This window comes from Paenibacillus xylanilyticus (assembly GCF_013359935.1).
GTDB classification, from domain to species: Bacteria; Bacillota; Bacilli; order Paenibacillales; family Paenibacillaceae; genus Paenibacillus; species Paenibacillus xylanilyticus.
Genome location: NZ_JABMCB010000206.1, coordinates 87,127 through 106,995, shown reverse-complemented (window position 1 = coordinate 106,995; position 19,869 = coordinate 87,127). Strand labels below are relative to the sequence as shown.

Here is a 19,869-nt window from a genome sequence, read left to right as displayed (position 1 = left end):
CCTCCTCATCAAGGCTGATGCCAGCTCCACCCTGTTTCAGGGTTCAGGAAAAGAGGCGCCGCGCAAACTCTCGGGCACGCAGCACCTCTGCCTGATATACGGCTGGTGTTATTGTTTGCCGAGTTTATCAATCGCAGCTTGTGCCTGCGCTTTATACTTCTCGGCTGTTGCAGTAACGGAAGCATTATCTTTGATGATATCGTTGACATAATCACCGATCGGATAGGCTGTGTAGGCATCATCCAGTAAGATGCGTCCAGTGCCCGCAATATGTTCGCGAATCATGGCGATGTCCTTCTCATCGGTGTAACGACTCTCCAGGTAATCCTGACCCGGGTATTCTTCAATCTGCGGGATGTCGAAGGTCTCTTCGTAAATTTGGTATACCATCTTAGGATCTTCTACACCTTTGGGAATGAACTTGGCGGAGGCTGCGTTGTTGGCGTAAGTCACATCCTTGCTGCCTTGAGGTCCGTTCGGAATAGGGACTACACCAGCAGCAAAGGTGATATCCCCAAGCTGCCATTCAGCGGCGGTGAACAGGGCAACGTCTCCATCCTTGAATGTATTGCTTTCCTCCCAGTTGGTTTTGTCGCCTGTCTTGACCTTCACGACATTCTCCACGTTAAACAGGCGTTTAACGAATTCGGCAGCCTCAATGGTTTTGGGGTCGGACAACCCTTCTTTTGCGTTCTCGTCATCTACGATCGTGCCGCCATTGGCAGCGGTAAAGTGACGAAGCACGTCGATCGGCCAGCCGGAGAATCCGTATACGTCAATCTTGCCGTCATTATCCGTATCTTTGGTTGCCTGTTTGGCCAGTTCCATGAATTTGTCCCAATCCCACTCGCCTTTGCTATATAGCTCCTGTGGATCAGGCAGCGACATTTTTTTGAATAAATCGCGGTTATAGTGAAGTCCCAGACCGATGCTGATCGGGTTATCGAATGAGTAGTAATCACCTGCAATGGCAGGATATTTTGTGATCAGGTTAGCCTCCTGATTGATGTTGTTCTCAGCTGTGGTAAATTCGGAGATTGGCAGCAGCTGCCCTTTGAGGATGGCGGGAAGTGCGGATTTGTATTCCATCTGCACGATGTCTGCGAATGGTTCGCCAGCCAGTGCAGTCGTTGTGAATTTATTCATGTATTCTTCAAACGGGACATTTACAAACTCGATTTTCACGTTATATTTCTTCTCGACTTCAGCAATCTTATCGAGACGAGCCTTATCTGAGGCTGTCTCCCCCGCGGGCTTCAGATCCCACCAGGCAGCAACCTTGATGACGCGTCCACCCATATCCGGCACAGTGACTGCCGCTTCTTCTGCTCCGCCTTCTTTATCTGTCTCAGCGACTTCGGTGCTGTTTCCTGAGTTAGTTGCTCCACTTGCATCGGTCCCCGTCTGCGTTGTACCCCCACCACTGCAAGCGGATACAAAAAGCATCACGGCCAGTAACATCAGCGGCAGAACGTTCCACTTTCTTCTCATGATTTGTACAACCTCCCCGAATGTGTTTGTCTAATACGGTCACGCAAAAACAACTAACCTCACCCCACCTAATAAAATCAGAACATCACCGCCATTTGTTATTTCATCGTTTGTTTTGAACAAACAAAATTTAACATAGCAAAATGTAAGCGTCAACATTTTATTGTTAACATTTTCTATTGTTTCTGTTATGATGCTGATTAAACCAGTAAAAAAAGGCTATTCAACAGCATTTTAATCACATTATCTTTTGAGTGTATCGATAATTAAGCAATTTTAAATCTTCACAATTTGTTATTTTACAAAATAACAAATTGATAATTTTTAAGACAATATTCGTGCTTTACTCTCAAAAAACTTCATCTCTGTCGTTCCATTTCCATCGTACAATCCTGGGGACCACTAACATTTATTATTCTGTGTCCGTTATTAGATTAGAGGAAATATATCATGATATACTGGAATCAGTTTCATGCTACATGGTCAAGAATACGGCAGAACTAAGAATGTAAGGATGGTATGATGAAGACGAAGGTAACAATTCAGGAAATAGCACATTTTACGGGTCTGTCAAAATTTGCGGTCTCACGTGCACTCTCTGGGAAATCCGGTGTGAGTGATCAGACACGGGACATTATCCTTAAGGCCGCTGGCAAACTTGGATATTTCAAAGATAACAGCATGTTATCTGGCGATATGAACAACAGCAATGATCTTCACGACCCACAACACATGCGTTGGAGCGGAACGATCCTCATTTTGTTTCCAAATGTTCGTTACCAAAACCAGGAGTCTGTCTACTGGGGGCCCGTCTTTAACGGGATATCATCCAGACTGAACCAGAAAGGGATCAATATTCTTACCCTGACGGAGCCTTCTGCGGACCAATTATTTACACTGCTCAATCCCGATGCCATTCGGGGCATTATTACGGTGGGTTCAATCACCACCCCCATATTGCTTGAAATTAAGCGCCTGGGGATTCCCGTCGTTATGGTTGATCATCTCGATCCGGTCTTCCACAGTGACAGCATTTTTACAGACAACTTTACTTCGATGCGTGAAATCATGCTGTATCTCCTTCGTAAGGGTTTCAAGAGCTTTCAATTTGTCGGGAATATCAGCGATGCTCACAGCTTCTATGAACGATGGATCGCGTACAGTTCTGTGCTTATGGGCAACGGTATAGAAATGAATCAGATACCGGAGTTGTGCAGTCCAGCCGTCGATGATTTCCGCCAAACGTTCACGTCGGTAGTTCATGAGGCCAACTTGCCAGAGGTGTTTGTATGTGCGAATGACTTCTCCGCGCTCTATACGATTGAAGCACTGGAGAGTATGGGAATAACCGTACCTGACCAATGTGTTGTCACGGGTTTTGATAATTTGTACGACAACATTCCGGTGCTCGCCACGGTCAACGTAAACAAGGAATTGCTTGGTGCGCGTGCAGTGGACCAGATGTTGTGGCGCATCGTAAACCCCGAGAGTAATGTGGAGAAAAAATTGATCATGGCAGACGTCATCATTCGGGAACAATATAGCAGGCATAGCGGTTAAACAGCTGCATAGACAAAAAACACCCCCATTCCAGTGGTTTACGTTACTGGCTGGGGGTATTTGAAATTAGATATATCCAGTTTAGGGTATCCACGTTACGTATCTGTCCGTACATCATCCCATTCCTGATCCAGATAACATATCAGCCAATTTAACGCACGGTGACGTTCATAGGCGACTCCACCATTCAACCCGGCAGGAGGTGCCTGGTCATTCACACGGCTGTCTACACATACCCAGTTGTAACGGTAGATCAGGTCAGCAGCGTCCAGAATTTCACTTTTGCTGCGCAGGGATGCTTCGGCCAGAAAATCCTCAAAAGTGTCCTTTTGCTGCAAATATCCTACAGCCTGTCCAACGTTACACAGATCTACTGGAGCTCCAAGTTCCTCGACGTAACCAAGCGCCCATAACATCACATGATAAGCCTCGTACCCCCATGAAAAAGAAATTACATCCTGTTGTTCCGCCCCATGCTGCGCGATAAACCTCTTCTCGACAGGTGAGAAAAATGAGGCCGCATCATACTTGTCGATGACTTCCTGAACCAGCGCTGCCGTATCTTCCGCACTCTCTCCGGCACCCAGACATTCACCCTTGAGTGCTGCGATACAGAGGGCAACTGCACGCTGTGCCACTTCTTCTGCGCTTCGGATCATTGTGTGCTCATCTCCGGCCCTGGCGGGCAAATGAACATTGAATGGAATGCCCTGTTTTGCCAAAATGGACTCGGATTTTTCTTTTCGCCGGGCTCCAGACTCGGAATGCGGTCTGACATCATCCAAAAAGCTGGTGTGCGCCGTTACCTTGTAATCTTCCACCTCGGATTCTCCGTTGACATCCAACAATAACTGCCCTTGTGCGTTCAGTAGGGACCCTCCGCCCCAGAAAATAACCGCATCCAGTCCTTGGGCAAGCGTCAATAATTCCTCGAAGAACTCCTCGGATATGTCCTCTTCAGCCTCAATGCCAACGACCATGTTCAGGGTCGAGCATTTGATCAGCACTTTCTCCTGCACTGCCAGATTACGTCCCTCAATTTGACTCAGGAAGCCCATCATGCCCTGAATCATTGAGGTGAATTCCCCGGGGTTGGTCTGACTTGTCATGATGTTGAAACCTTTGGTTTTCTTGCTAAGCCACTTTTTGCGAATCACCTGAATATGGGTTTTGTCTTCCTTGCGCTCGATCTTATCCTGTGGATAGATGGATTGAATGAGTTCAAACAGCTGATCCAGGTCCAACTGGGAGCTGTACAATGCGCAGTTTCTCATTATGTCACCTTCTTCTTTCTATAAGTTCAACTAATGAAAATTTACACTGGCACTCCGATGAAAGAACAACTTTCCGATCGCTGTATCCCCAGATTTTTTGATTCCCTTTTTTAAAGGAGAACATCCGGAGATAGCTTATGCTTCCGATGTAGCTTTCTTTTCAGAAAGCTTTTAGGCGAACGCTTCGATTCTTCAGGTTATTTCTGTCCTCTCCGTTATTGTGTAAATGTTAGTTGAACTTATATAACTAGTCCTTATACGGATCGAATTCATTGCCTCCGGCCATCGCGACACCGACGGGACGCAGAATATGATTGATTTTCAAAGTATGTTCGTGAGCATTCAATACATCCTGCAGCTTTTTATACACAAACGGACTTTCGTCTGTGCCTGCGCCCCTCAGCTCGACACCATAGGCACGAATTGCTGCCTGCATCTGTTCCTCACTGATTTCGCCGCCCATGCGTGTGCGCAGCTTGTAATTCATTTTGCCAGCAGCCTGGGTACGACTCATGATCCGGCCAGCCCCATGTACAGTGCTTCGGAATGACTCGGTATTCTCCTCGCTGTGAATTCCCTCGACGATTACCGAAATATCTCCCATGCTGCCTCCAACAAAACCAAGCTGCCCGGGAGCCAGCGGTGTTGCTCCCTTGCGGACGACGACCACATCTTCGCCCATATGCTGTTCTTTCCATGCAAAGTTATGATGGTTGTGCACCGAATACTCCGCACTTGCTCCAAGAATACCAAGCACCTGGTCGATAACGTAATCCCGGCCTGCATAGGCGTAACGGCCTGCGAGAGTCATCCCGTCCCAATACATCTCACCCATTTCACTGTTCAGGTCAAACAACGTAGGCGGCTGATCCATGGATTCTCCGGGTGCCTTCCCGCTAAACTCACGACCCGCAGCCAGATTGAGAAATCCGCTCGCGACTTTATGACCAAACCCACGACTGCCGAAATGATTCGCAACCCATACTTTGCCCGTTGATTCTTCTACGAAAATATCTACAAAGTGGTTGCCACTGCCTACCGTGCCAAGCTGGTTACGTGCCAGTGTTTTTAATTTGTGCTGTAATCCAGGCTCGATTGTATCGAACAACTTCCAGCTGGCATCATCAAACAGATCATGATCGACTGGGGTTGGATTATTCCGGCCCACGCCGAACGATACGTTTGCATTGATATCGTCCATGATAACGCCAATCTGATCCTTGATCTCCTCCCACAAGAGGTTGGTGCGTACCGCTTTGTTACCGCAGGCAATGTCATATCCAACACCTGACGGACTGATCATGTTACGGTAGGCGACCACGCCACCGATCGGCTGCGAGTATCCTTTGTGATGGTCAGCCATGAGCGCAACACCCAGCACATCTCCATGTTGTGAACAGGTCACTGCCTGACTAACCGCATTCTCCAGCGGCTCCCCCCAAACTTTGATGTTATCCACGATTCTCATCCTCTATGTAAACCTCCTGTCTTATCAAACACTTTGTATATATTACCAAAAACCATACCATATGGGCAGTAAATCAATTCCTGTTGGATGACACACATTGCCATTTCGATTACAGTGTCCTCTACCATTCGCTGTACGTTATTGTGTAACCTTAGATTGTTTTATCTTATCACATTGTATTCTATACCGAACAAAATGACATATATATATTGCAAAAAGACTCAAATAGTATTATCATGAAGCCCATAAGAAATATTTACCACATTATTCTCAATCTCTATGAAGGGAGAGGTCAATCATGAAATGGTTTAAAACAAATGGAAATCAGGATGAGCGTATCGTCAATCTGAAAAACAAGGTGTATAAGGAAGCTTACACTTTAATCATGTGGATCTGCGGCATCTCCATCCTGATCAAAAGCTTTCTCAGTTGGGAGACTTACTCCATGCTGACGGAAGTGATCGTGCTTCTCGCAGGAAGTATCTATTTCGGAGTTCGTTCCGTCATGCTGGGCATTTATTCGGATGAAGTTGAGGTCCATGACCAGACGAGCAAAATTTCATATAGCCTGCGCAACATAATTACGGGTCTGATTATCGGTATCTCAATGGCCTTGTTCCTGGGCATAAGAAGTTCCGTTTTGTTTGCCGATACGGCGCATGAGAAGTGGTGGTATTTCTTCCTCGTTTTTATTATTTCACTGCTGCTTTATATTCCGCTCTTTGCAGGATTCAATGTCATCGTTCATCACTTCGCAAACAAGGCGAGTCAAAAAGCCGCTCGAAAAGATCAGTGGGATTCATAGAAAGGATACAAGGGTGAATGGGCATGAAAAATATACGATTGAAAGTCGCCCGGGTCGAAAAGGATCTATCGCAGGACGATCTGGCACGGATCGTTGGTGTATCGAGGCAAACCATTGGTCTCATTGAACTGGGAAAGTATAATCCGTCCCTCAGCTTATGTATTGCCATATGCAAGGCACTCTCAAGAACACTGAATGACCTGTTCTGGGACGAAGAACAAACATAAGCTGGATGGTTCCATTACGAAATCATTTATTATCAAGCACATGATGAAGGAGGCATTATTTTGATCGATTTCAGGAAAAGAAAAACGGCTGCTGTACTTGCTCTGACTACCGCCATACTGACAAGTTCGCTCTATCCAACAGGGCTTGCAGGTGCTGCAGCATCAGCTACCATGGAGACCATTCAGGGGCAGGTAACTCAGGTGCAATCCGCAAAAACATCGGATGAGAAAATTGCAGAATGGAACGAATGGGCTAGAGATCACGCATATCGACTGGATAGCATCCAGCCTGTGAAGACAGGTCAGGAGCCTGATTCCTTCTCGGATCTGGAGATGCTGAAACCTCTACTCTATGACAAGCGAATTGTGTTTCTGGGTGAAAGCTCCCATGGGGTTGCCGAATTTAATCTGGCGAAAACCCGGCTGATCCAGTTTTTGCATCAGGAAATGGGATACAACATTCTTGCCTTCGAAAGCGGCCTTTCCAACACATCGCTTGCTAATGCCATGGTAAAACAGCAACTTCCCGAACAAACGATGAAAAACTCCATCTTCGGCGTCTGGTGGTCCAAGGAAATCATGCCTTTATTCGATTATCTCAAAACGAGCGCACAGACTGAACAACCCCTGATTCTAACCGGTTTCGACATGCAGCTGCAATTCCCGCTGTTGGATGGTAACTGGCTGAAGGATAAAGAGCTCGCCAAGCGACTCGCACAAACGGAACAAAAGCTGTCCAATTTCTCTGCCGGAACGGATCTGAAAGCCTATCGCGCTGAGAAAAATGAAATTATCAAGGTATACAAAGACGTCCTTCAATCCCTGAAATCCAAATCGAACCAGGCCTATCTGCAAAAAGAATACCCGGATCAACCGAAACTTTCCATGCTGCTGGAGCGAAGCCTCAGTGATCGAATTCATGTAGCAAGGGAATATGTCGATCTTTCGATCCGTGCAGCGGCTGAAATGAATGAAGGAAAATATGAGACGTTTTTTGACTCCATGGAGTGGCGCGATCAGGCGATGCATGACAATCTCATGTGGCTCGCAACCGAAGTGTATCCAAACGAAAAATTTATAGTTTGGGGACATAACGATCACATAAGAAAGGCGCATAGCGAAGTCATGGGCTCACCTTATCCCATAACCATGATGGGAGAAAAACTTTCGGAAGAAATAAAAAAATCCAGTTATGTTTTGGGATTGTATGCATCCAGCGGTCAAACGGCCGATAATTCCGGCGGACTTCATGCCGTTGAGCCGGCAAAACCCGGTTCCATTGAAGGCATCATGTCAGCAACGAATACCCCCTACAGTTTCCTGGACCTGCGGTATCAGAACAGGGAAACAGGCAACTCATGGATGTTCGAACCACGATTTGCATACAGCTGGGGCATGATCCCTGAGAGTTTTGTCCCGCGAGATCAGTATGACGGCATTTTAATGATTGGCGACGTTCATCCACCGCAATATATTCGATCCTCCTCATCAGGCTCCAAAGAACAAAGTAAGGAATAAATACAAAAAGAGAGCTGACAGCTCTCTTTTTTTCTTACCATTTTCCTGTTTTTACTTTTTGCTAATCTTGAACTTGAACTCCCACATCGCCGTGTTACCCGAATAACGGCCCCTGTTCTCTTTCACAATAACGGAAAGGGTCTTATTGGTCGATTTGGAGAAAGAGGATACTTTAACGTTGGTGCTTTTGCTTCCGATATCGGGAATCTTGTCCTGTTCTTCGGCAATCGCTTTTAATTTCAACGTATCAGTTGATTTCAGCTTTAATGTAACAGAAGAACCTTCATTTAGGTTTTTACCGTTCACACTTGCACCTACGGCCCAATCGTTACCGACGGAGTTGTTCTCTACCAGTTCCGCGCTGACCAGTGTCACGGTTACATTAACCGTTTTGGCGGCAGCGTAGGATGTTGGGGAACATACGGCAAATACCAAACTCAGAATCATCAAGACATTAGCCCATTTTTTAAACACGAGAGTGCCTCCCTCATATCCATACTGTTGATTTATGACTATGCCTTATTCGCCTTACTCCTTAAGTAATCCTCCTGGCAAAAAACATTTCTACGTCCTGTAGATTAGTTCAGCATTTTCAATGATTCGAGCTATATATTGAGATTGTTAGTCGCTTATTGAATGGATGCAAAATCTCAGTTCAAATGCTTCCGGTACCCTTGAACCTTCTCATCCTTGAATCCAAGCTTTTCATAGAAAACATGGGCTTCCTTGCGCTGATCGCCAGATACCAAAATCATGTACTCACACCCGAGATCCTTCGCAATCCGTTCAATCTGGAGCATCAGCTTCTGACCAATCCCCTGCCTGCGGACCTGATCCGATACGATCACATTCTCCACGACCATGAAAGGCTTGCATTGACCCACGAGGTCCATACATTCGATCCCCATGACAGATCCAGCCAGCTCGCCATTATAAAAAGCACCCAGCACGTGATAATGACCATTTTGCTGTATGTAGCGAAACATTTTTTGCATCTGCTGCTCATTGGTAGGTGTCCCCATTAACTCATTGTACAGTTTGCTTAAGGCCGGTAAATCCTGAAATTCAATAGCTTTGATTGTAACCATAGAGCCATCCCCCTGACTTTCTGTCTTATTCCGTACTCTACTCTACCCTATCTGAGATCCTTTTTAAATAATAATGACGATGCCCTGTTGGTGCATTTTCAATGGTAGCCATCAATTGATGACGAACGTAGGCTGAATTTTCCGCAGTACTGTGATTCATCGTTCCTTGGGACATCTCCATTTCCCTCCAAAACCCAATATTTCCAAGCTAGTCAGACATATAAATTGGATCAGAAACTATTGGGGTAACTGAGAAACCCATTCACGCAAAGAATCAATCTCTATAAATATATCTTCTCCATTGTTTCTCAGTTTGGCTATATCGAGCCCACTCTGTGTATGGTACTCATGCAGCAGCTTGTTCCATAGAAATTCAATAGCTCTCAACAGCTCTAGTAAAAACGCCTTTTCAGATGTAACGAACTGAGTGAGCACATCCTGAGGGGCCAATTCCATACGAATAGCACACCTTAATTTTCCATTAGCCACGTACTCCATTTCGAGCAAATAAGGATCAATCCCGTAACTCACACAGGCTTTACGCTGCTCCATCAACTTGCGAATAGCTCGCAGATAATCTTGCCATATATTCATTCCACTTGGGACCTCATATCCGATTAATGGATGTCCACTCTCGTCGAATACATGAATAGCCATCTGAAGAGCATCTAGTCCAAATTTTTGACTCATCATCAACCGTTCTACCTGTATGCGATCATTTACATCGGCATACCGCACTTCCGGCATTTGTTTCACAGCAGCTAACCAGTTATCTATCCCTGTCTCCTCTTCAATGAATGACCCTGGTTTAACCAGCATAACTCTAGCTGTAATCAGTTGCCCTCCGCCTCCTTCACCCAAAAAATAACGGAATTCTTTGTCTCTCTACTTCCCTCATTGAAGCATTTTGTAGTTCACCCTTATGTAATTCATCCCACATTTGAAGGCGATAAAGGAACAAAGCACAACATAAATAACGGGATTAAAGCCATCCTTGCCAGCGTGATTCGATTAGCCAAATTCATCGTACATGCCCCTTCCGCTTTACGATATCCATCGACGTATTCCACTTTACAACCATTTCGTCCTCAGTCCCTCTATCACCTGTTTTCCCAAAAATTTCTTTCCTGTGCTCAGAGCAGGGTTGGAGTTTGATGTTTGATGGATTAAAACAACTGCTGGAAGAAGGTAAAATTGATTATCCATTACAATGAAAAAAAGGTCATGCTGTCCTTCACAGACAGCATGACCCTTTTCGAATTTTGTTTTGTCATGATACTTATTCCGATCTATAGTGCTTCCTTAATCACCCGTTTATAATACCACACAGATAACAGACCAAAGATCGAATACAATAGTGTGTACACAATCATGACAATGACCGTAGGTGTCATCAGTTCAGTACCGAAGAAGAACCACCCTGATTTTACCGCAAAATAACTATGACTCAGCCCCACTACAAGTGGGATCCCGAAATTAAAGACCTGCTTGAACTGGATACCCTTCAACAGATTGCCCTGGGTGAATCCCAGTTTGCGCAGAATGGTATAGCTCGGTTTCTCTTCTTCACTCTCATTCATTTGCTTGAAGTACAGAATACATCCTGATGTAATCAGGAAGGTCAGACCAAGGAAACCGACAATGAACATAATTAGGCCCATATTGGTACGTTGGTTATTTCTGAACTCAATCTGCGAGAAGCTTGGCGCCTCCAATTGCTGCTCCTCAAAAATGGCATATGCCTTCTCAGCCTGATCCTCGTTTATAATACGAACTCCATAATAGTCAGTCGACTCGCCTTCCTGCAGCTTGGGATCGAGATCCTTCTGAAGCTGCTGATAAACGGTTTCATCGACAACAGCTACAGGTGTACCTTTGGTGTAGTAGACAGGAAGAATTCCTTTTTTGGTCGTGCCGATCAATTGTTGATCAATGGTTTGTTTTGAGCCATGCAGCACGATTGGACCCTTTTCCTGAATGGTAATCATCTGCTGAATGGCACTTCCGTAACCCATGAAGATCACTTCACCCGGTTTCAGATCGATATCATCTACCATGCTGTCGCTGACCACGCTGCTGAACAAAAATTCTTCCGGAAAGGAATCATCCATTACTTCTTTGGCATCAATATCAATATAAACAGGCTGTCTGTGCTTCTCCTCATATGGGATCTGCTTATTCTCAAGTTCTGCTACAAAACGATTCTTCACATCCGCTTGAGCAAAAGAGAAATCCTCCGGCAAGCTTTCTTTCGCTTGAGATTCTGCCGAATAATACGAAATATAGCTAAGTGACAGCATGCCAATCGCAAGCGCGGACACCGTCGTAATAATGGTAAGCAGCAGTGCATTCGATTTCATTCGGAACATGATGGAGGACAATGACAGAACCTCATGGATGGAAAGGTAGCCGTTTTTGCTTTTGCGAATCAGATTAAACAAAAAACTGACCGATCCCTTATAGAATAGATACGTCCCCAGAATGACCGAGAACAAAATCATCAACATCATATACATCAGCTGCTGCATATCCAGCGCCTCACCGCTGAACATCCTTGCTGATAATACATATCCAAACACAATCAGGGCTATACCCAGAATGCCGATGATCATCTGTCCGGCGGACATCTTCTGCACCTGCTGCTCAGCCTTGGCCGTTACCCGAAAGAGCGAGAGAATGCTCTGCGCCTTAATGAAGGCATAGTTCATCAGCATAATGAGCAGATACAATACCGCAAATACAATCAATGTCTGGACGAGTGCCATCGGTGAGAAGTATAGTTTCGTAATCGCATCAATGCCGAGAATTTTGAACAAAATCATCAGCACCAGCTTGGAGCTATGAAAACCGATGAGAACACCTACCGCCATGGAGCCAAAGTAGAGGATGCAATTTTCCGCACTCAAGATGCCAAAAATTCTTCCTTTCGTCAGCCCGATGAGCTGAAACAGTCCAATCTCCTTGCTGCGTCTCTTGATGAAAATGGTATTGGCATAGAGCAGGAAGATGCCCACGATGACAATCAGCAGCACCGAAGAAGCACCAATCGCAGCCGCTCCTTTGGTCGAAGCCGCCACCTCATCCATGGAAGGATCATACTGCAACGTCACGAAGGAAAAATACAAGGCCACGCTAAAGATCAGCGCAAATACATATAAATAATAACTCTTCAGGTTTTTTCTCAGGTTACGGAAGATGATGTATCGCAAACTCATTGCTGCACACCACCCAACACGCCTTGGGTTTTGATAATGTCGTTGAAGAAGGACTGCCGGGATTCGTCTCCTTTATTCAATTGGGTGTAAATCTGCCCGTCCCGAATGAAAATCACCCTGCTGCAATAACTCGCGGCAACCGGATCATGAGTGACCATCACGATGGTAGCCTTGTGTTTAATGTTCATGTCGCTTAATTTGCCAAGCAGATCCGAAGCGGATTTGGAATCCAGTGCGCCTGTCGGCTCATCCGCAAATATAATGCTTGGATCGTGGACAAATGCACGCGCAGCTGAAGTCCGCTGTTTTTGACCACCTGAAATTTCGGATGGATATTTGTCTTTCAATTCGTAGATGCCCAGTTCACGGGCAATTTCTTCGAACTTCCGATGTGCCTCCTGCTTCGGGATGCTCGTAATGGAAAGCGGCAGCAGCACATTTTCCTTCACGGTAAGCGTATCAAGCAAGTTATATTCCTGAAAAATAAAACCGAGATGATGTTTACGGAATTCAGCGAGCTGTTTCTCCTTCATTCCGGTAAACTCCTTGCCTTCGATGTCAATGGTGCCTTGGCTTACACGATCGATTGAGGAGAGCACATTAAGCAGTGTCGTTTTTCCGGAACCCGAGGGTCCCATAATCCCTACAAATTCTCCTTTGCCAACACCAAGATCGATTCCTTTCAGAACTTCCTGCTTATTGAGTTTGTTGCCATATACTTTACTGATTTTTTTGGCTTCCAGTATCCACATATCCCATACACTCTCCTTTGGTATGTCTCTATCATAGGCGGGATCTGCCAATTTATCGTGCGATTCACCGAACAAAACGAAAAAGCATGTGACATTGTTGTCACACGCCCGCAAGATGCACCATGTCATTTATCCGGGGAAAGGTTAGTTTGACGGTTGTCCCTTCGCCGGGGGCAGACTCTACGTGAATGTCCATATGCAGCGTTTGTGCCACCTGTCGGGTCAGATACAGCCCCATTCCGGTAGCCGCACCTTCCAGCCTTCCCCGGGTTGAAGTGAAGCCTTTGTCGAAAATACGCGGTAAATCCTGCGCTTCGATCCCTCGTCCATGATCCTGAATCGAGAGAACGTGATGTCCATCCTGTTCCCAGCTTTCGATAATAATATCCGAGGAATCACTGTATTTTACCGCATTGCTCAGCAGCTGCCGGATGATGAAACCCAGCCATTTGCTGTCCGTCAGCACGCGCGTAATATTCAGTGACATATCAAAACCTATGCCTTTGGAGATGCACCAGGACTTCAAGGCTCGAATCTCTGCATTCAGTATCGGTTCAAGTTCGGTCTCCTCAATATACAGGTCATTATGCATAAACGGAATTCGTTTCTGATGCAGCTGCTGATCCAGCAGTTGATGAATTCGCAGCCATTCATACGTCATTTGATTCCGCAGTTTATCATCCGGCGTACGTTCAATCATTAACTGTAACGCTGTAAGGGGTGTCTTCACTTCATGGATCCAGGATAACATCTCGTCCTTCTCCTGTTCGAGCAAAATAAGGTAGGATGAAGACTCCTTCCGATAACGCTCGGTCTGGGAGGTTACGGCATCATGCACGATAAGTTCGTACGGACTTTCCGCTATATCGAGCTCCCCTAGATCGTATGTATGGTCCCAGGTCGTTAATTTTTTATAGAATCGTGTCTCCCTCGGATATCTCGCCCAGATAAAACTGATGCAGACTACCGCATTCAGAATGACCACGTATGCTAATGAGCGAATGGGTATGGATGAATCAATATACGCCACAAACAAAATGATGAGCTGTATGCATACCAGCAATAAGATCCAGCTGAGTTTTTCTCTGATATATTTGCCGATCATGCTTCAGCCTCTTCCGTTGCGACATATCCCTGACCGACTTTGGTTTCGATATGCCCATCCAGCCCTAATGGCTCGAGCTTTTTGCGCAGCCGATTAACATTGACCGTCAGCGTATTATCACTCACAAAATGCTCATGATCCCACAAGCTCCGGATGAGTTCCTCGCGGGTGACAATCTGATTTTTGTGCTCCACCAGCACTTTGAGAATCAACATCTCGTTTTTGGTCAAAAGGACTGATTCTGCTCCCAGCGTAAGTGTATTCTTCACATACTCTATCGCAGCCCCCCGCCAGGTTCGAAGTTCGATCCGCTCCGTGTTGTAATTGTATACTCTCCGTAACGTGGCCTGGATTTTGGCGATTAAGACGTCAAAATGAAAGGGCTTCTGGATAAAATCATCCGCACCCAGCTGCATGGACATGACCATATCCGTAGGATGATCCCGTGAGGACAGAAAGATAATGGGCACATTCGAGTGGGCACGAATCATGCGGCACCAGTGAAAACCGTCATACTTGGGCAATTGTATATCAATGATGACCAGCTGTGGTTGGACATCACTATACTCCTGCATGACTTTACCGAAGTCCTGTATGCCGTATACGTCATAAGACCACTGGGATAACCGTTCCCTGATCTCACTGAATAAGGATTCATCGTCTTCAATGAGCATAATTTTAAACAAATTCCTTCACCACATTTCTGTTCTTCTAAAGCTGGATAGGGTAATTAGACTCGGCTGTTACGGGATAGCCGTTACGGCTTACTAATTTTGAAATAGATTATGCCCGCTGATTAATATCCACGCGTACACTATGTTGTCAGTTTACAGGGAAGATGGAGTTATATCAAAGGGATCTGCATGCTGAGCAGTAAAAGCGAAAATAAAAACTGTATTATATTAGCTTTCCATGGTGTGTAAGACCTTACCTTTATCACTATCCTCTTCGATTCGTTCCATTAGCCGCTTCGCCACATCTCGTGGTGATCTTAATTGGCCTGCTTCATACACTTGATTAAATAAACCGGATAGCGCAAATTCACCGGTACTTTTGCCTCTCGCCACTGCCTGTAGTTCCGTATCCACCATGCCGGGATCAAATGCAATGACCTCAACCGGATTCAGCCTCTCGGCTTGCTCCATCGCTACACACTCCGAAAACATGTTCATTCCGGCTTTTGAGGTACAGTATGCAGCCATGGAAGGTGCCGGATAACTGCCTGAACCAGAGGTCAAATTCACAATCTTCCGCCGTGCGGTAAGGTGGTTGGTTTGACGAATAAATGATGAACTCAAAATCATAGGAGCTGCCAAACTGATATTCAAATTCCGGATGATCTCCTCTGTACTGCATTGATCTAACGGCTTCAGGGGTTCAAGCATTGCCGCATTATTAATAAGTCCTATGAACCCGGTTTCCTGCAAAGGAATATGCTCCAATATTCTTGTCACCAACAGCTCTATACCCGTTAGATCACTCAGATTATACTGAAAATGCTTATACAAATCATGGCCATACAGATGCTCAGCAGCCCCTCGCGAAATTCCATAGACTCGATCTCCCTGTTCCAGTAACAACTGAGCCAGCTGCATACCAATTCCTTTGGAAGCTCCTGTAACAATAAAGCTCCTGTTTTCCACGTTCAGTCCCCCTTTTCTTCACCAGACAGTGGTTTTCTCCACAACGTCACCCACAGGATCGGCAGGCCGAATCGAGGGTCATCCTGCCCCATCGCAATCATCGGCCGCAGCTCCACACATTCAAACGGATTTTCCAGCAAATAGCGAAGCTTCTCTTCCGTAAAGGCGAGTCCACCCTTCATGGACTTCTCCTGGTATACTTCCCAGTCGTTCATCACGCTCTCTGGCCCACCCATATCTCCATAACCCGGAGCAAAACAAGTCATGCCAAAATAGCCTCCAGGCTTAAGTGCATCGTTAATCATCTGAATGTATGGGATACGCTGGTGTGGCAGTAAGTGGTGCATGCAGCCGGAGTCATAGACGAGATCATACTCCTGCTGCGGTTCCAGTTCAAACACAGATCGGCATTCAAAATTCACACTTACTTGCTCTTCCGCAGCTCGTTCCTTGGCCCACGCAATCGCCGTTTCCGAAAGGTCATACGCATCCACGCTATACCCTGCTTGTGTTAAATAAATCGCATTCCGTCCTGGCCCGCAGCCCAGTTCCATCGCTTTCCCTCCGGTCAGCAAACCTGAGTTCACTTGATCAACCAGATTTTCATCGGGCTTGTTAGGGAAAAAGGGAATCGAACGATTCCGATCTTCATAAAATGGCTCCCAGAATTGCTTCGCTGATCTGAACTCTGCATCGAGCATATCGTACAGATCCTGCACATGTTTGATCGTTTTCTCCATGCCTTCACTCCTCCTCGAATTCCTCAACATGATTCTGTCTGTTCTCCTCTTATGTATGAATCTCATTGTTGATCTCAAAAAATAAAAACTTTATAGGGATTGGCCCTTCTATCTCGTTTTATAGCTTTAAAGCCTCACTCTATTATACCATTTCCACCTAAAATTCTCTTTTTTTCCTGTAACTTTTTCCCTTGGGTAGACTGCTTTTATCCATACAAAAAAACAGAACTAGAGCAGTGATTAACTTCTGCTTAAGCTGTGCTTTTTCTTCCATACTCAGGTGGAAAATAGTTAAACGGTCTTCAACTTTTTCGTTAAATAGAGCACGACATCATCATCGATTACAGTTTCATCGCCTGGCATAAGGTAGCGATCATACCTATGAATTCCCTTGCCATCCGGAATATATCCGCGGTGGGCGTATAGGATCTGAGCTTTGCCATAATCGGAGAATACACCGACCCCAATCCCTGCTGTATCTGTTCGTTCTCGAATCAATTCCTCGGCACGGTCCATTAATCGTGAGCCTATTCCTTGACGCTGGTATTTGATCAGCACATTGAAATCATTAATTTCCGGAATCCCCTGCTCCCTGAAAGAAGGATAGTGTGAGTTCCACAGTACATTGACGTAACCCGCAAACGCCCCATCCAGCTCGGCTACCAAGGTAACCCGTTCACCCTTATGCTGTTCTACGAGATAGCGAAGATACTGTTCTACGGGTTTTTCCCAACCTTGTTCCTGAAATGCATGCGAGATGATGACAGGATCATTCTCATTCAATCTTCTTAATATGTGTGTTCATCAGGTGTGCTCCCTTAACTGCATCATTTCATTTCATTTTATTAAGTGAACTCCCGTCAGATCGATATTAAGCTGATTTGTTCCCTTGAATGAATACGCTGTCCAGTAATCCAAAAAGGTATAAAACATATCTCCGAAACTCATGCCTGCCGGCAAGGTATCTACCAACTTCAGTTCTCCAATTTCCTGATTTGGAAGCTCTAACGACATGGAATCGAACTGATCAACTGCTGCGTAATAAACCTTACCTAGGTTCCCATTCATTTCGTAGATTCCAAAGGGCTCCAGCATGAATCTTACTGCTCCTGTCTCTTCATACAGTTCCCTGCCTGCAGCTTCCAGTGGAGTTTCCCCAGGTTCACATGTGCCCCCGGGAAACTCCCAGCCATTGCGTTTATTGTTGTAAACGATGACGTATTTCTCCTGAAATTGTGCAATCATAATAACGAATGCAATTCCTCGTTCCGATTGGACTACTTCATTCAAACTCAACCATTGCCGCTCCACCATAATAGTTACACCTCTCTGTTAAATCCCCAGCCTGTCTCTGAGCGAAGTAATGTGAGCAACATGGTGTCTGCCATGCCAGGAATATACCCCAAGGTTGTAATCCAGTCGCGTCGTTTCCTGTGAACCCGGATGGTAGAATTGTTTGGCATAATCAGCATCGGTCAATGTGTTTAGCAGCGCTGTCCAACGCCGATGCAGCGCATCCAGTAGTTGCAGAGAAACCTCGATATCCAGATCCCGTGAGTCACTGAGCTCTGCCCAACGCTCTTCATAATAAGGTCTTATCGTTGGTGTATCCTCAGTCAGCGCCAGCTTGAAACGAATCATGCTGTTCATGTGGCTATCTGCCATATGGTGGATAACCTGTTTGACCATCCAGCCACCTTCCCGGTAGGGCAGGCTCAATTGTTCTTCGCTTAACCCTTTTACAGCTTCTCTCGCCTGCTCCGGCAGCTCGGCAATATCCTTAATCCACCGTTCCCTCTGTGCGGGTGTGACCTCACCTGTGTGTTCAAATGTGCCAATCGGATATCTCAAATCCATCTTCGATTCCTCCTTGTCATACTCCATCAACCAGCAGTCTCTCATCTGACCTTCGTGCTGCTCATGTTCCTTTAACAACTTCATTTTTCTGAAACCACACTTCTCATAGCAGGCTATCGCACGTACATTCCATGCCTGAGGATCCATTACCACTTTCTGCGCCTGCTTCTCATTTACCAAAAAGGCTACCATGGATCGCACTAGTTTGGTGCCAATGCCCCTGTTCCAGTACTCAACATCGCCAATAAATTGATCTGTTCCATAAACAATCTCATCCGTGTCTCCATAACCATATTCCTTCCGTTCGTTTTCTTCAAGCTCGTAAAACTGAATATAGCCTATAGGCTTACCTTCATATTCAATTAGGCAACGATTCGCAACATCATCCTGACTGTAAAAATGTTCTCTTACCAGATCGAGGTTTTGCGGCCGATCACGGCCTTCGTAATATTGCAGTACCGCCGGGTCAGTTAACCACTGAACGAGCTGAAGCTCGTCTGCTTCTTCCAACAATCGTACTAGGATCTCATTTGACTTGTATATTCGCTTCACTCGGCATTCTCCTTCATCATCTCCAGGCGTTCTCCCTTGACCCAATTGAGATTTTTTCCGAGCAGTTTCTCTTTATGCACATAGTAGATCATGGGATTTTCTAATGAATCGACTCCTTCACTTAAAGGAGTAATCGTGAAACGCATTTTGTAAGTACCCACTTCATCAGGTATGGAGAATCCCCAAAATTCCCCATTTTCGTTACTCGTGTTGATCCCCTCGTCTTGCAATGCTTGATGAAGCAACTGTTCCGTTGTACTTGAGGTGCCAACAGAAGACGGACGGAAATATGGACCATCCTGTTCTTCACTGAAAGACATGTTGCCCCACCCGAAGATCACGGGGTATACCATGTGAATATCGTTGTCTTCTTTGGTACGGATAATCTGCATATTCACCTGGTACGCATCCGTACCGATCTGCCGGATTGTGCCTTTCATGCTAACATCCTGCTCTTTCACACTGGGGGCCAAGTTGTTGTAAACAAGCAGTACTACAACAACTGCAATAGCAATTCCCGTGATCCAAAATATCGTTTGTTTTCGCATATGTCTGCCCCTCGCTGTGTTAACTT

General features: G+C 45.6%; 20 protein-coding genes and 1 pseudogene. 4 read left to right on the top strand and 17 right to left on the bottom strand.

What is annotated here, in order from left to right:
• Positions 1-108: 108 nt before the first annotated feature.
• Positions 109-1,491, bottom strand: coding sequence for an ABC transporter substrate-binding protein (locus tag HP552_RS32335; protein ID WP_175399439.1), 1,383 nt, complete (start codon positions 1,489-1,491; stop codon positions 109-111).
• Between the two features lie 519 nt (positions 1,492-2,010).
• On the opposite strand from HP552_RS32335, the gene HP552_RS32330 reads away from it, so the two are divergent.
• Positions 2,011-3,051: a LacI family DNA-binding transcriptional regulator gene (locus HP552_RS32330; RefSeq protein ID WP_246311157.1), complete on the top strand. Its 1,041-nt coding sequence runs from the start codon at positions 2,011-2,013 to the stop codon at positions 3,049-3,051.
• A gap of 95 nt (positions 3,052-3,146) precedes the next feature.
• On the opposite strand, the gene HP552_RS32325 is transcribed toward HP552_RS32330, so the two are convergent.
• Together HP552_RS32325 and HP552_RS32320 are read right to left on the bottom strand one after the other, a co-directional pair.
• Entirely contained in the window at positions 3,147-4,325 is a 1,179-nt protein-coding gene (locus tag HP552_RS32325) for a DUF4272 domain-containing protein (protein WP_175399438.1), read from the bottom strand.
• A gap of 247 nt (positions 4,326-4,572) precedes the next feature.
• The gene (locus tag HP552_RS32320; RefSeq protein WP_175399437.1) at positions 4,573-5,793 is read right to left on the bottom strand and encodes an RtcB family protein; all 1,221 of its coding nucleotides are present in this window, start codon (positions 5,791-5,793) and stop codon (positions 4,573-4,575) included.
• Positions 5,794-6,091: 298 nt separating this feature from the next.
• Here HP552_RS32320 and HP552_RS32315 point away from each other — a divergent pair, with 298 nt between their 5' ends.
• The 3 genes from HP552_RS32315 to HP552_RS32305 are packed head-to-tail and all read left to right on the top strand — an operon-like array spanning position 6,092 to position 8,343.
• Complete coding sequence (locus tag HP552_RS32315; RefSeq protein ID WP_175399436.1) at positions 6,092-6,598, top strand: DUF6773 family protein; 507 nt, start codon at positions 6,092-6,094, stop codon at positions 6,596-6,598.
• 23 nt (positions 6,599-6,621) lie between these two features.
• Positions 6,622-6,825, top strand: coding sequence for a helix-turn-helix transcriptional regulator (locus HP552_RS32310; protein WP_175399435.1), 204 nt, complete (start codon positions 6,622-6,624; stop codon positions 6,823-6,825).
• A 60-nt stretch (positions 6,826-6,885) separates the two neighbouring features.
• A complete protein-coding gene (locus HP552_RS32305; protein ID WP_246311156.1) occupies positions 6,886-8,343 on the top strand; it encodes an erythromycin esterase family protein in 1,458 nt (485 codons plus the stop codon).
• Positions 8,344-8,394: 51 nt separating this feature from the next.
• Here the strand turns inward: HP552_RS32305 and HP552_RS32300 are convergent, their stop codons facing one another.
• The 14 genes and pseudogenes from HP552_RS32300 to HP552_RS32240 all read right to left on the bottom strand — a co-directional run bounded on the left by HP552_RS32300 (position 8,395) and on the right by HP552_RS32240 (position 19,843).
• Entirely contained in the window at positions 8,395-8,817 is a 423-nt protein-coding gene (locus tag HP552_RS32300) for a hypothetical protein (RefSeq protein ID WP_312884385.1), read from the bottom strand.
• A gap of 176 nt (positions 8,818-8,993) precedes the next feature.
• Complete coding sequence (locus tag HP552_RS32295) at positions 8,994-9,431, bottom strand: GNAT family N-acetyltransferase (RefSeq protein WP_175399434.1); 438 nt, start codon at positions 9,429-9,431, stop codon at positions 8,994-8,996.
• 237 nt (positions 9,432-9,668) lie between these two features.
• Positions 9,669-10,292: a hypothetical protein gene (locus HP552_RS32290; protein WP_175399433.1), complete on the bottom strand. Its 624-nt coding sequence runs from the start codon at positions 10,290-10,292 to the stop codon at positions 9,669-9,671.
• A 428-nt stretch (positions 10,293-10,720) separates the two neighbouring features.
• Positions 10,721-12,646 (bottom strand): FtsX-like permease family protein, encoded by a 1,926-nt coding sequence (locus HP552_RS32285; protein ID WP_175399432.1) that lies wholly within the window; start codon positions 12,644-12,646, stop codon positions 10,721-10,723.
• Entirely contained in the window at positions 12,643-13,398 is a 756-nt protein-coding gene (locus HP552_RS32280) for an ABC transporter ATP-binding protein (RefSeq protein WP_175399431.1), read from the bottom strand. The genes HP552_RS32285 and HP552_RS32280 overlap by 4 nt, the downstream gene beginning before the upstream one ends.
• A 100-nt stretch (positions 13,399-13,498) precedes the next feature.
• Complete coding sequence (locus tag HP552_RS32275; protein WP_175399430.1) at positions 13,499-14,503, bottom strand: sensor histidine kinase; 1,005 nt, start codon at positions 14,501-14,503, stop codon at positions 13,499-13,501.
• The gene (locus tag HP552_RS32270; protein ID WP_175399429.1) at positions 14,500-15,189 is read right to left on the bottom strand and encodes a response regulator transcription factor; all 690 of its coding nucleotides are present in this window, start codon (positions 15,187-15,189) and stop codon (positions 14,500-14,502) included. Before HP552_RS32270 ends, HP552_RS32275 begins: the two co-directional genes overlap by 4 nt.
• Before the next feature lie 216 nt (positions 15,190-15,405).
• The gene (locus tag HP552_RS32265) at positions 15,406-16,146 is read right to left on the bottom strand and encodes an SDR family NAD(P)-dependent oxidoreductase (RefSeq protein ID WP_175399428.1); all 741 of its coding nucleotides are present in this window, start codon (positions 16,144-16,146) and stop codon (positions 15,406-15,408) included.
• Between the two features lie 2 nt (positions 16,147-16,148).
• Entirely contained in the window at positions 16,149-16,886 is a 738-nt protein-coding gene (locus tag HP552_RS32260) for a class I SAM-dependent methyltransferase (RefSeq protein WP_175399427.1), read from the bottom strand.
• Between the two features lie 291 nt (positions 16,887-17,177).
• Positions 17,178-17,669, bottom strand: coding sequence for a GNAT family N-acetyltransferase (locus HP552_RS32255; RefSeq protein ID WP_217506632.1), 492 nt, complete (start codon positions 17,667-17,669; stop codon positions 17,178-17,180).
• 54 nt (positions 17,670-17,723) lie between these two features.
• Positions 17,724-18,200 (bottom strand): NUDIX domain-containing protein, encoded by a 477-nt coding sequence (locus HP552_RS32250; protein WP_175399426.1) that lies wholly within the window; start codon positions 18,198-18,200, stop codon positions 17,724-17,726.
• 18 nt (positions 18,201-18,218) lie between these two features.
• Positions 18,219-18,743 carry a YfiT family bacillithiol transferase gene (locus HP552_RS35235; protein WP_246311210.1) on the bottom strand — a complete coding sequence of 175 codons (525 nt, stop codon included), beginning with the start codon at positions 18,741-18,743 and terminating at the stop codon, positions 18,219-18,221.
• A 90-nt stretch (positions 18,744-18,833) separates the two neighbouring features.
• Positions 18,834-19,295, bottom strand: a pseudogene (locus HP552_RS35230) (GNAT family N-acetyltransferase); the annotation flags it as partial.
• Positions 19,292-19,843, bottom strand: a complete 552-nt coding sequence (locus HP552_RS32240; protein WP_175399424.1) for a hypothetical protein — start codon at positions 19,841-19,843, stop codon at positions 19,292-19,294. The pseudogene HP552_RS35230 and the gene HP552_RS32240, both read right to left, overlap by 4 nt.
• Positions 19,844-19,869 lie beyond the last annotated feature (26 nt).

Bases quoted from the DNA above. Each gene is read 5' to 3' on its own strand.
- HP552_RS32280 (WP_175399431.1), bottom strand. From the start codon at position 13,398: ATGTGGATACTGGAAGCCAAAAAAATCAGTAAAGTATATGGCAACAAA.
- HP552_RS32315 (WP_175399436.1), top strand. From the start codon at position 6,092: ATGAAATGGTTTAAAACAAATGGAAATCAGGATGAGCGTATCGTCAAT.
- HP552_RS32295 (WP_175399434.1), bottom strand. From the start codon at position 9,431: ATGGTTACAATCAAAGCTATTGAATTTCAGGATTTACCGGCCTTAAGC.
- HP552_RS32325 (WP_175399438.1), bottom strand. From the start codon at position 4,325: ATGAGAAACTGCGCATTGTACAGCTCCCAGTTGGACCTGGATCAGCTG.
- HP552_RS32260 (WP_175399427.1), bottom strand. From the start codon at position 16,886: ATGGAGAAAACGATCAAACATGTGCAGGATCTGTACGATATGCTCGAT.
- HP552_RS32275 (WP_175399430.1), bottom strand. From the start codon at position 14,503: ATGATCGGCAAATATATCAGAGAAAAACTCAGCTGGATCTTATTGCTG.
- HP552_RS32320 (WP_175399437.1), bottom strand. From the start codon at position 5,793: ATGAGAATCGTGGATAACATCAAAGTTTGGGGGGAGCCGCTGGAGAAT.
- HP552_RS32330 (WP_246311157.1), top strand. From the start codon at position 2,011: ATGATGAAGACGAAGGTAACAATTCAGGAAATAGCACATTTTACGGGT.
- HP552_RS32250 (WP_175399426.1), bottom strand. From the start codon at position 18,200: ATGGTGGAGCGGCAATGGTTGAGTTTGAATGAAGTAGTCCAATCGGAA.
- HP552_RS35235 (WP_246311210.1), bottom strand. From the start codon at position 18,743: ATGGATTTGAGATATCCGATTGGCACATTTGAACACACAGGTGAGGTC.
- HP552_RS32310 (WP_175399435.1), top strand. From the start codon at position 6,622: ATGAAAAATATACGATTGAAAGTCGCCCGGGTCGAAAAGGATCTATCG.
- HP552_RS32335 (WP_175399439.1), bottom strand. From the start codon at position 1,491: ATGAGAAGAAAGTGGAACGTTCTGCCGCTGATGTTACTGGCCGTGATG.
- HP552_RS32285 (WP_175399432.1), bottom strand. From the start codon at position 12,646: ATGAGTTTGCGATACATCATCTTCCGTAACCTGAGAAAAAACCTGAAG.
- HP552_RS32240 (WP_175399424.1), bottom strand. From the start codon at position 19,843: ATGCGAAAACAAACGATATTTTGGATCACGGGAATTGCTATTGCAGTT.